Source organism: Peribacillus phoenicis (assembly GCF_047238085.1).
Classification (GTDB): domain Bacteria; phylum Bacillota; class Bacilli; order Bacillales; family DSM-1321; genus Peribacillus.
This window is the reverse complement of record NZ_JBDFMF010000001.1, coordinates 5176628-5187500: the sequence shown is the minus strand read 5'-3', so window position 1 is coordinate 5187500 and position 10873 is coordinate 5176628. Positions and strand designations below refer to the sequence as shown.

General features: G+C 41.6%; 11 protein-coding genes, 1 tRNA gene, 1 rRNA gene, 1 other RNA gene and 1 other annotated feature (1 of these 15 only partly in view). Of the genes, 3 read left to right on the top strand and 11 right to left on the bottom strand.

Annotation, left to right across the window (positions count from 1 at the left end):
• The 8 genes from ABC374_RS25700 to tadA form a co-directional block, all read right to left on the bottom strand.
• Positions 1 to 544 (bottom strand): 16S ribosomal RNA (locus ABC374_RS25700) (it extends 1007 nt beyond the left edge of the window).
• 341 nt (positions 545 to 885) lie between these two features.
• Complete coding sequence (locus tag ABC374_RS25695; RefSeq protein ID WP_387552124.1) at positions 886 to 1155, bottom strand: pro-sigmaK processing inhibitor BofA family protein; 270 nt, start codon at positions 1153 to 1155, stop codon at positions 886 to 888.
• Between the two features lie 103 nt (positions 1156 to 1258).
• Positions 1259 to 1477, bottom strand: a complete 219-nt coding sequence (locus ABC374_RS25690) for a YaaL family protein (RefSeq protein WP_034316261.1) — start codon at positions 1475 to 1477, stop codon at positions 1259 to 1261.
• Positions 1478 to 1497: 20 nt separating this feature from the next.
• Positions 1498 to 2094, bottom strand: coding sequence for a recombination mediator RecR (recR, locus tag ABC374_RS25685; RefSeq protein ID WP_034316264.1), 597 nt, complete (start codon positions 2092 to 2094; stop codon positions 1498 to 1500).
• Between the two features lie 60 nt (positions 2095 to 2154).
• Positions 2155 to 2472, bottom strand: a complete 318-nt coding sequence (locus ABC374_RS25680) for a YbaB/EbfC family nucleoid-associated protein (RefSeq protein ID WP_053348895.1) — start codon at positions 2470 to 2472, stop codon at positions 2155 to 2157.
• Positions 2473 to 2493: 21 nt separating this feature from the next.
• Complete coding sequence (gene dnaX / locus ABC374_RS25675) at positions 2494 to 4182, bottom strand: DNA polymerase III subunit gamma/tau (RefSeq protein ID WP_350300829.1); 1689 nt, start codon at positions 4180 to 4182, stop codon at positions 2494 to 2496.
• 183 nt (positions 4183 to 4365) lie between these two features.
• Positions 4366 to 4630, bottom strand: an RNA gene (ffs, locus tag ABC374_RS25670) — signal recognition particle sRNA large type.
• Positions 4631 to 4776: 146 nt separating this feature from the next.
• Positions 4777 to 5283 (bottom strand): tRNA adenosine(34) deaminase TadA, encoded by a 507-nt coding sequence (gene tadA / locus ABC374_RS25665; RefSeq protein ID WP_413020118.1) that lies wholly within the window; start codon positions 5281 to 5283, stop codon positions 4777 to 4779.
• 139 nt (positions 5284 to 5422) lie between these two features.
• Between tadA and ABC374_RS25660 the strand changes: the two genes are divergently transcribed.
• From ABC374_RS25660 to ABC374_RS25650, 3 genes are all read left to right on the top strand, one after another.
• Positions 5423 to 5968, top strand: a complete 546-nt coding sequence (locus ABC374_RS25660) for a cysteine hydrolase family protein (protein ID WP_350300827.1) — start codon at positions 5423 to 5425, stop codon at positions 5966 to 5968.
• Between the two features lie 182 nt (positions 5969 to 6150).
• A complete protein-coding gene (locus ABC374_RS25655) occupies positions 6151 to 6810 on the top strand; it encodes a deoxynucleoside kinase (RefSeq protein WP_350300826.1) in 660 nt (219 codons plus the stop codon).
• Positions 6788 to 7459, top strand: coding sequence for a deoxynucleoside kinase (locus ABC374_RS25650; protein ID WP_076373259.1), 672 nt, complete (start codon positions 6788 to 6790; stop codon positions 7457 to 7459). Before ABC374_RS25655 ends, ABC374_RS25650 begins: the two co-directional genes overlap by 23 nt.
• A gap of 120 nt (positions 7460 to 7579) precedes the next feature.
• Here the strand turns inward: ABC374_RS25650 and ABC374_RS25645 are convergent.
• The 3 genes from ABC374_RS25645 to ABC374_RS25635 all read right to left on the bottom strand — a co-directional run bounded on the left by ABC374_RS25645 (position 7580) and on the right by ABC374_RS25635 (position 10760).
• A tRNA-Ser gene (locus tag ABC374_RS25645) sits at positions 7580 to 7672 on the bottom strand.
• Positions 7673 to 7804: 132 nt separating this feature from the next.
• Positions 7805 to 9082: a serine--tRNA ligase gene (gene serS, locus ABC374_RS25640; protein WP_350300825.1), complete on the bottom strand. Its 1278-nt coding sequence runs from the start codon at positions 9080 to 9082 to the stop codon at positions 7805 to 7807.
• Between the two features lie 63 nt (positions 9083 to 9145).
• Positions 9146 to 9371, bottom strand: a binding site (T-box leader).
• Positions 9372 to 9440: 69 nt separating this feature from the next.
• Complete coding sequence (locus ABC374_RS25635) at positions 9441 to 10760, bottom strand: D-alanyl-D-alanine carboxypeptidase family protein (protein WP_413020116.1); 1320 nt, start codon at positions 10758 to 10760, stop codon at positions 9441 to 9443.
• Positions 10761 to 10873: the final 113 nt, after the last annotated feature.

The window sequence follows — 10873 nt, the reverse complement described above, 5'->3', positions numbered from 1 at the left end:
ACGTATTACCGCGGCTGCTGGCACGTAGTTAGCCGTGGCTTTCTGGTTAGGTACCGTCAAGGTACCAGCAGTTACTCTGGTACTTGTTCTTCCCTAACAACAGAACTTTACGACCCGAAGGCCTTCTTCGTTCACGCGGCGTTGCTCCGTCAGACTTTCGTCCATTGCGGAAGATTCCCTACTGCTGCCTCCCGTAGGAGTCTGGGCCGTGTCTCAGTCCCAGTGTGGCCGATCACCCTCTCAGGTCGGCTACGCATCGTCGCCTTGGTGAGCCATTACCTCACCAACTAGCTAATGCGCCGCGGGCCCATCTATAAGTGACAGCGTAAACCGTCTTTCCATCTTCTCTCATGCGAGAAAAGAACGTATCCGGTATTAGCTCCGGTTTCCCGAAGTTATCCCAGTCTTATAGGCAGGTTGCCCACGTGTTACTCACCCGTCCGCCGCTAATCTCAGGGAGCAAGCTCCCGTCGATTCGCTCGACTTGCATGTATTAGGCACGCCGCCAGCGTTCGTCCTGAGCCAGGATCAAACTCTCCGAAGAAATGTTTGACTTGCTCATTTGCTTTTTTAATAGTGTGTGCTCACTTAAAATTTAACGTTGGCGCTTTGTTTTGTTCAGTTTTCAAAGAGCGATTTATTGTCGTTACTTCGTAAGCGACTTTATTATCTTATCACTTACTCAATCTAATGTCAATAACTTTTTTATATTGTTTTTTTGATTGAGCAATTTATGATGTCGTTATTGGCGACTCCTAATATATTATCAGGTTGAAGAGTTATCGTCAATGGTTTAATTAGTTATTTTAAAAAAACTATAACATGATGAAAACCCCATGGAGATATCCATGAGGTTTTCATAAGAATGACTTCTACGCATTTCCTTTAGATAATCCAATAACCAATGGCTGCCAAAGCGGCAACTCCCGGTATTCCAAGCAGGCCGGCGACTGCCGAGGTAACAGGGTTGATGGGGACATGAATGCCCGCTTGATTCCCAAGTGTATTCAAAAAGAACAAAAATGCTGCACCGATAATGATCTTTATAATCCCCTGCCCTATGAACCGGACGGGTCTTAATGGCGCCCCGATAATAAGGAGCATTAAAATCAGGCCGCCAATTACGGCAACAAAGACAACTGGTTCCAAACTCATTCCTCCCCGCAAGCTTGTACTACACTTATATGAAGGGAACGATGGATTAAGAACTGAAAAAATGGCCATGAGGAATACGAAATCCTTCACAGCCATTTCCTTATCATCTTTTTAAGCGGACATTCCTTCTTTTAACTTCCCTGAATAGGTAGAAATATTTCACTTCCGCCAGCCTCGTTTGGGCGATTACTTCCTCAGATGGATCAACGCTTTTTTCAAGTAGTGATTTTTGATTATGCCAATTCCATTTCAACTGTTCAAGCTCTTCGATTAATGAATCATTGAATTCATTCCGAAGTTTCTTTTTTTTACGAAAGAACAAGTGAAGTCCTCCCAGCTACCTTATATTTCTCTTCTTCCTTCAATTGCTTTTGATAGCGTCACTTCATCCGCATACTCCAAATCTCCGCCAACAGGAAGTCCGTGGGCAATTCGGGTCACTTTTATTCCTGAAGGTCTAAGCAACCGCGAAATATACATGGCTGTCGCTTCACCTTCAATGTTAGGATTAGTAGCCAAAATGACCTCCAGCACTGTTTCATCTTGCAGGCGCTTTAATAAATCAGGAATATTTATATCTTCCGGACCGATTCCGTCCATCGGGGAAATACTGCCATGCAGTACATGGTATAAACCATTGAACTCTCTCATCTTTTCCATAGCTATTACATCTTTAGGGTCCTGAACCACACAAATCAAACTTCTGTCCCTCTTTTGATCTTCGCAGATATAACAGGGATCTTGATCGGTAATATGACCACAGACTGAGCAATACATAAGATTCCGCTTAGCATTAACAAGTGCCTTTGCAAAATCCAAAACAGTATCTTCCTTCATGCTTAATACATGAAAGGCTAATCGAGCAGCCGTTTTAGGACCAATCCCCGGCAATTTCATAAAACTGTCAATGAGCTTGGAAATTGGTTCTGGATAATGCATCGAATTCCTCCTAAAAATTTCAAAAGAAACCCCCTGAAAGGAAGTTTCTTTTGAACTTGCTTAAAACATACCCGGAAGGTTCATTCCCTTAGTGAATTGTCCCATCGTTTGGTTTGTCAATTCTTCCGCCTTTTTCAAAGCATCGTTAGTCGCAGCCAGAACTAAATCCTGAAGCATATCGATATCATCCGGATCGACAACTTCCGGTTTGATGATTACATCGACGATTTCTTTATGTCCAGTCACGATGACCGTTACCATTCCGCCGCCAGCAGTTCCTTCAATCTTTTTTTCACCTAATTCTTCTTGTGCCTCTGCCATCTTCTTTTGCATCTTTTGCATTTGTTTCATCATGTTCTGCATATTACCGCCGCGCATACCCATTTTCCTTACCTCCAATTATTCTTTAATTTCAAGTAAATCATCGCCGACTAATTTTCTAGCCTCTGCTATAAAGGGGTCTTCTTCTTTTGATTCCGTTTCTTCTGGACCGTCGAACTGCTGTGTTGAGATGAAGTCCTCCCGCAACCTTTGCCACTGGCTCTCCGGAACTCCAGCTATCTCCATTCGGTGTCCGGTCAATTGCTGCATGATCGAGGCTATCACTTCCACGAAACGGTTATTTTCCATTGCCATTTGACAATGAATATCATATTTGAATTTTACCACAAAAGCTTCAGTTGACGCAGCAACAGGTTCTGCCTCCGTTAATAAAGCTGCCAATGACTTTTGGTTTTGCTGACCTAACTGCTCAAGCACTTCCCCCCACTTACTTTTCACAGCATTAAGACCTGGCTTTGTAGCTTGTTTCAAAACTTGATTGATCTTCCCTGCAGGTGCTTTATATGCCTTTTTAACGGCCCTTTGCACCTTAGCCTGCTCTGCAGGCTTTTCTGTCATGGCTGCCGGAATGCCGTTTTTCTGCATTTCAATCAATTTCTTCTCTAAATCTTCTATTTTCTGCTGCAGCTGCAACAGCTGCCCGTTATCATTTTGATTTGGCCTTTGCTCATTACATAACTTCACAAGTGCCACTTCAAGGAAAATCCTTGGATGATTTGTCCATTTCATATCCTGCTGTGTTTGATTGAAGCTTTCGATAATGGAGTAAATCGATTCAGAAGAGATCACTTCTGCCAATTCCTTAAATTGGGGATCTATCAAAACACGCTCGAAGGATTCTGCCAGTGCCGGTGCCGTTTGAAACAAAAGCATGTCACGGAAATAATAAATCATGTCTTCAATGAACCGAGCCGGGTCTTTTCCCATGGCCAGCAATTCTTCAAGGACTTCAAGTGCCACCGCTACTTCTTTATCATATATAGCTTTTGCCAGCCGGCTTAAAAACGCCTGCGAAACAGAACCGGTGACAGTCAATGCATCTTCCACAGAAACCGTCTCTGAACTGAAGGATATCGCTTGATCAAGAAGGCTTAGTGCATCCCGCATCCCGCCTTCGGCTGCCCTCGCAATGATATGCAGGGCTTGTTCATCACATGAAACACCTGTTTCTGCGATGATCTGTGACATCCTGCCAACTATATCTTGAGGCTGGATCCTTTTAAAATCAAACCTTTGGCAACGGGAAATGATCGTTAGTGGAATCTTATGAGGTTCAGTCGTCGCCAATATAAAAATCACGTGCTTCGGGGGTTCTTCCAATGTCTTCAAAAGTGCATTGAAAGCACCCTGTGATAGCATATGTACCTCATCAATGATATAAACTTTATATGTAACCGCGTTCGGTGCATATTTGACCTTATCACGAATGTCACGGATTTCCTCGACACCATTATTGGATGCTGCATCAATTTCTATAACATCTGATATGGAGCCATCGGTGATTCCGCGGCAGGTAGCACATTCGTTACAGGGCTCACTTGTCGGGGCATGCTCACAATTCACTGCTTTTGCCAGAATTTTAGCAGCACTTGTTTTCCCTGTTCCACGCGGACCGGAAAATAAATAGGCATGCGAAACCTTCTGCCCGACCAAGGCATTCTGCAACGTTTTCGTTACATGTTCCTGCCCGACTACATCAATGAATTGTTGTGGCCGCCATACCCGGTATAATGCTTGATACCCCACGGAAATCCCTCCTTTTTTTCTCCACCTTGTTTATTATACATTACTGATTTCCTTAATATCAAAGTCTAAAAAGAAATTCTATCATTGTCTCATTTTTTTCAAAAATGCCAAGCGCTTTACCTTCTTGGCATAAAAAAAAACCCACCCGATACGAATGAGTTTTTTGTTTATGTAAAATAACTGCCGTGCACCTTCTGTCGATTAGCAACCATAAGCGTTACTTAAGCAGTTAGCTCGGCCCAGGCAACCCTGCGGCACATGAGAACTTCCACTTAATGCTGCTTCCTTCCGGACCTGACATGGTTCATGGAGTCCCATTGCGCAGGACCCGGGCGTCAACACCACTTACTTAAGGCAGGCCCTACAGAATGCTAACCTCGAGAAGGGATTCAACCTCGCTAGAGCGGATTGCGAGTACAGGGCACCGCTACCTCCCCGTCTAGCACGGCAAAAGTAATACCAAATTCAAAGCGTCATGTCGACGCATAATTCATTATACTAAGGTAACAAAAAAAACGCAAGTGTTGTTCATGGACAGTTTGATTCCAAATTTATCAAATGAAGCAAAGCCTCATCTTCAACATTCGTTTTCACCTATTTATTTTCCTCGGCAATTTTGAGTGCTTGCTCTCTTTTCAACGTTTTCTTTCTATCCCTAAGTTCTTTAAAAAATGAAGTCAATATCCAGCCGCACTCTTCCCCTAATACACCGCTTGTTACATCACATTGATGGTTGAAGCGTTCATCTTGGAGTAAATCCATGAATGTCCCTGCACAGCCAGCCTTTGGGTCATGGGCTCCAAAAACAACCCTTTTTACCCTTGATTGCAAGATGGCACCAGCACACATGGGACAGGGCTCCAGCGTTACATATAATGTCGCATCTTCAAGACGCCAACTGCCAGTAGCACGGCAAGCCTCATTGATCGCAAGCAGCTCCGCATGTGCCGTCGCATTCTGTTCCGTTTCCCTCAGGTTATGCCCCGTCGAAATAACTTGATCATCTATTACGATTAAAGCGCCAATCGGCACTTCATTCAACATCTGCGCCTTTTCCGCTTCCTTTAAGGCTAAATTCATGTAATAAACATCATCCTTCATAAAAAAACCCCCTTATATTAAGTAGGAGTAAACAGACAAATATAAGACAAAATAAAGGTCATACTACTTGTTCTAATGAATAGTAACGCATGCGGCATACGTGCTGCAAGTAAATTCTCACATTACAGGAGGATATACCATGAATCGACCTGAAACGCCTTCTTTTGCATTGCTTATCATTGATATGATCAATGATTTTGATTTCAAATACGGGAATATGCTCCTTGCACATACGAAGCTTATCGTCGATCCGATTTTGAAATTAAAAAAGCAAATGAAAGAAAAGGGTTTTCCAATCATTTATATCAACGATCATTATGATTTATGGCAGGCTGACTTCGATAAAATTATTGCTAGATGTAAAAATGAAGGGAATGCCTCATTAATCGAAAGAATAAAACCTCAACAGGATGAATTCTTTCTCATCAAGCCGAAGCATTCCGCATTTTATGGGACGGCACTCAATACACTGCTTAAACGATTAAACGTGGAAACCCTGATCATTACTGGAATAGCTGGCAACATCTGCGTCCTATTCACGGCCAATGATGCCTATATGCGGGAATATAAATTATGGATTCCGAAGGATTGCATCGCTTCTGCATCAAAGGAAGATAATCATTACGCATTAAAGATGATGAACCATGTTCTCAAGGCGTCCATAAAAGAAGGTGAAGACATTTAAGCATTCAATTGAACAAGGGCACTAACCTACATACATCCCCGATAACACTCTTTCATTCTCTTTCTTTATCAACCTGACAAAAATGTCACTAAAGTCCCAAGTCTGTGATACAATATCTCTTGGCGAAAAACCTAATAACCGGGAATTTCAGCTTGATACCTCATTGAAGGAGGACAGATTGGATGAAATCCACCCCATTTATCACTGTCGAAGGTCCAATCGGCGTGGGAAAAACATCACTTGCAAAAGTTATCGCAGATCATTTTCAAATTTCATTATTGAAGGAAATTGTTGATGAAAATCCATTTCTCGGGAAATTCTATAAAGATATTGATGAGTGGAGCTTTCAAACAGAAATGTTTTTTCTGTGTAACCGTTATAAACAATTGGAAGATATCGATAAAAAGTATCTTACTAATGACCAAGCCGTGGTGGCTGATTACCATATATTCAAGAACTTGATATTTGCTGAACGAACGTTAAAGAACGGACAATACAATAAATACCTTGAAATATTCAATATTTTAACACGGGATATGCCTAAACCTAATATGGTGATTTATTTAAACGCAAGTCTTGATACTCTTCTTTCCCGAATCGGTAAAAGAGGTCGTGAATTCGAAAAAAATATATCCTCCATTTATTTAGAGCAGTTATCCGCGGATTATCGAACATTCATGGAAACATTTGAGAAACAGCACCCTGACATACCTGTTCTTACATTCAACGGAGATGAGCTGGATTTTGTCGGGAACAAGGATGATTTGAAAACGATAATCAGCCAAATAGAGAATGCCCTGCACAAAGGAGTAAAGTCAAATGAACTTACGAAAGAAATATAATATTCCAAACAACGCCGTCATCACGATAGCAGGGACGGTTGGCGTAGGAAAATCGACCATGACCAATGCGTTAGCCGATGCCCTTCAATTCAGGACATCCTTTGAAAAGGTTGATACGAACCCCTACCTGGATAAGTTTTACGATGATTTTAATCGCTGGAGTTTCCACCTGCAAATCTATTTCCTCGCTGAACGTTTTAAAGAGCAAAAAAAAATCTTCGAATATGGCGGTGGTTTTATCCAAGACCGTTCCATTTATGAAGACACAGGGATATTTGCAAAAATGCATTATGAAAAAGGCACGATGAATGATGTGGACTACGAAACGTATACAAGCCTTTTCAATGCCATGGTAATGACGCCATACTTCCCGCACCCTGATTTACTAATCTATCTCGAAGGTTCGCTTGATGATATCCTCGACCGGATCCAAGAACGCGGCCGTCCAATGGAACAGCATACCCCAATTGAATATTGGCAGGAAATGCACGGCCGTTACGAGGAATGGATTGATCAATTCAACGCCTGCCCTGTCCTACGATTAAATATAAACGAATATGACCTTATGCAGGATGAAGCAAGCATCGAACCTCTTATAAAACGGATTGCCGAATATATGGAGCAAACCAAGTTGCTGCGAAATGTATAAAAAGAAAAACCACCGGTTATCCGGTGGTTTTTTAATATATTAGAAAACAAAAATTCCGTTACATATCTGCAACGGAATTCATCGATATCCAATTTATGCGCTGTGGTTATTAATAAGTTATGGAGGAGGTAGAGGGATTCGAACCCCCGCGGGATTTGACTCCCCTGTCGGTTTTCAAGACCGATCCCTTCAGCCGGACTTGGGTATACCTCCGTATCAACATTTATTATATTACATGGAATTAAAATTAAAGTCAAGCGCTCTATAAAGTTTTTTTAAAATAATTTTCAAACTTTGATAAAAAGGGGAATCAGCCTCCTTAATCAGAAGCTGATTCCTTTTGACTTACGGTTTAATGACTTCCGCACCGCGCATATATGGACGTAATACTTCAGGTATGATAACACTGCCATCTTCCTGCTGGTAATTTTCCAAAAGGGCAGCGACTGTACGGCCGATTGCCAAACCTGATCCATTTAGAGTATGGACGTGTTCCGGTTTGCCTTTTGCATCACGTCTGAAGCGAATATTGGCCCGTCTAGCCTGGAATGCTTCAAAGTTACTGCAAGAAGAAATTTCGCGGTACGTTCCATAACTCGGGATCCAAACCTCGATATCATACTTTTTAGCAGCAGTGAAGCCAAGATCTCCCGTACACATGCTCAGCACTCGGTATGGAAGTCCTAGCAATTGAAGGACCTTCTCCGCATGACCCGTGAGATTTTCCAATTCTGCATAAGAATCTTCCGGCTTCACGAATTTCACTAGTTCAACTTTATTGAACTGGTGCTGACGAATTAACCCGCGGGTATCACGACCTGCAGATCCTGCCTCTGAACGGAAAGAAGCGCTGTATGCCGCATAGCTTATCGGCAGATCGTCCATGCTCATGATTTCATCACGATGGAAGTTTGTCACCGGGACTTCAGCTGTAGGAATCAAGAAGTAATCATCACTTTCAATACGGAAAGCATCCTCTTCGAATTTTGGCAATTGACCTGTGCCAGTCATGCTTGCACGGTTAACCATATAAGGTGGCAGCATTTCTTCATATCCATGTTCCTCAACATGAAGGTCTAACATAAAGCTAATTAATGCACGTTCTAATCGAGCACCAAGACCCCTATAAAATACAAATCGGCTTCCGGTCACTTTTGCTGCCCGTTCAAAATCCAGGATGCCTAGATCTCCGGCTACATCCCAGTGTGGTTTCGGTTCAAACTTGAATTCCGGTAACTCTCCCCATTTACGGATTTCGACATTATCGTCTTCCGTCTCACCAACAGGCACACTTTCATGCGGAATGTTCGGAATGGAAAGAAGTAATGTTTCTAACTGGGCTTCCACTTCACGAAGTTCATCATCGAATCCTTTGATACGGTCACCAACTTCACGCATTTGGGCAATCAGCTGATCTGCATCTTTTTTTTCCCGTTTCAATACGGCCACTTGCTGTGAAACTTCATTTCTTTGGCTTTTCAACTTTTCCGTATCAGCAATCAAATTCCGACGCTTTACATCAAGTTCCTCGAATTTACCTAAATCGGTCAAATCTTCTCCTCTAAATTGCAATACACGCTTCACTTCTTCAAAATTATTTCTTACATATTTCAAATCCAACATCTTCAGTTCCTCCTTAATATTTTGATGTTTTATCAAAGAACGCAAAAAACTCCCGTCCCCTGAAGAAGGGACGAGAGTTAACCCGCGTTGCCACCCTAGTTGAAGGCCTATTAAAAAACGCCTACCACTTATCACGATAACGGCTTTTAACCGAAAGTACTTACTGACCCAAAAGGCTTTCCATACTCTGCTCCAGGAGGGATTCACAAAACTCTTACACCGATTTCCACCAGCCATCGGCTCTCTATAGAAAGAAATATTTGTTACTATTTCCTGTCATTGCTTTCTTATATAATCAGATTGTTTTCCATAATGTACTATAATTTTATACATTACGCAACCGTTTTATACGTGAAACTTAAAACCAGCCTTTAACAGTGGAAGCTACACTGCTCCATACGTCACCAAAGAATCCGCCAACCGCTCGCATTGATAGTACGAACCAGTTTGCCTTTTCAACAGATTCAGCAGCTACGACGTTAACCTTAACCTGATCTCCGTTGATGTACCCGTAATTTTCTCCTTTTTTAGGAGTGACTGTGATGTAACCTAGCTTTTCACCTTTTTTGATTGGTGCAGTCAGCTTACCATCATCATTCAATTTGTTTTTATCGATCACTAAATCTGTTTTATAGTTGTCTTTCTCACCATTTTCAACAAGTAGCTCGATCGCTTTTTCAGATTGAATCTTAACGTTTTTTTCCTTGCCTTTCACTACTGAAAGTGTTTCTTTCCCTTTCACCTGGTAGTTGGCAGGAAGGACTTTTTCCTTTTTAAAGGTTGCATAAGCATAGTTCATAAGCTTAGTGCTATCCGCAAAACGTTCGTTTTTATTAGTGGACTTCATGACCACCGTGATATAGCGCTGACCGTCCTGGATAACCGTCCCTGTGTGTCCATATCCGGCAAAGTCAGTAGATCCCGTTTTTAGTCCATCTACGCCTTTATATTCAAATATCAGGCCAGGCAGCATCCAGTTGAAGTTCGGATATTCTTTTCCATCACGGAATTTCAATTTAGGGATGCTGGCGATTTTCAACACTTCCGGATAATCATTTATTAAACGATACGCAAGAAGTGCAGTATCTTTTGCTGTCATGATATTTTCATCATCTTCATCACCTGAAGGAAACTGCCCTAATAAATCACCGTTATTCAAGCCGCTGGCATTAACGAATTTATGGTTTTTCAAGCCTAATTCATTCGCTTTTTCGTTCATTAACTTAACGAAGCTCTTTTCACTTCCGGAAACTAGCTGTGCTAAAGCTACTGTTGCCGCATTTCCGGAATAGACGGCCATAGCTTGATATAGTTCCTTAACTGTATAATCTTCACCTTCCGTTAACCCAACATTCGACAAATTGGGTGCTTTTGAAAGGTCATGTACGTATTTATTTATTTTAACTTTTTGATCCCAACTGATTTTCCCATTTTCAATTGACTCCATTATGATGTACTCTGTCATCATTTTAGACATGGATGCAATCCCTAATACTTTATCGGCATTTTTTTCATACACGATTTGTCCTGTTTCACCATCAATGATGATGGCTGCCTCTGCTTTTAAACCCAAATTATCAGATTCAGCAACAGCTTCCCCCGGTTGATAGGCAAATTGCGACATAACAAGAACAAAAACAAAAGTGAAAATGAGGGTCATCTTGCTGATTTTTTTCAATTTCCAATACCTCCAACTTTTAAGCTAATCTCTATAACAAAGAAGAAACTTTATGTAATTTCCTTGACACCTTGTCTAGTTTATCACAGAAAAAATAAAAAAAATAGACAGAG

What these genes read in the sequence shown, in the direction of transcription:
- ABC374_RS25655 (WP_350300826.1), top strand. Translation starts at nt 6,151, where the DNA reads ATGAAATCCACCCCATTTATCACTGTCGAAGGTCCAATCGGCGTGGGA.
- ABC374_RS25660 (WP_350300827.1), top strand. Translation starts at nt 5,423, where the DNA reads ATGAATCGACCTGAAACGCCTTCTTTTGCATTGCTTATCATTGATATG.
- ABC374_RS25680 (WP_053348895.1), bottom strand. Translation starts at nt 2,472, where the DNA reads ATGCGCGGCGGTAATATGCAGAACATGATGAAACAAATGCAAAAGATG.
- ABC374_RS25650 (WP_076373259.1), top strand. Translation starts at nt 6,788, where the DNA reads ATGAACTTACGAAAGAAATATAATATTCCAAACAACGCCGTCATCACG.
- serS (WP_350300825.1), bottom strand. Translation starts at nt 9,082, where the DNA reads ATGTTGGATTTGAAATATGTAAGAAATAATTTTGAAGAAGTGAAGCGT.
- ABC374_RS25695 (WP_387552124.1), bottom strand. Translation starts at nt 1,155, where the DNA reads ATGAGTTTGGAACCAGTTGTCTTTGTTGCCGTAATTGGCGGCCTGATT.
- recR (WP_034316264.1), bottom strand. Translation starts at nt 2,094, where the DNA reads ATGCATTATCCAGAACCAATTTCCAAGCTCATTGACAGTTTTATGAAA.
- tadA (WP_413020118.1), bottom strand. Translation starts at nt 5,283, where the DNA reads ATGAAGGATGATGTTTATTACATGAATTTAGCCTTAAAGGAAGCGGAA.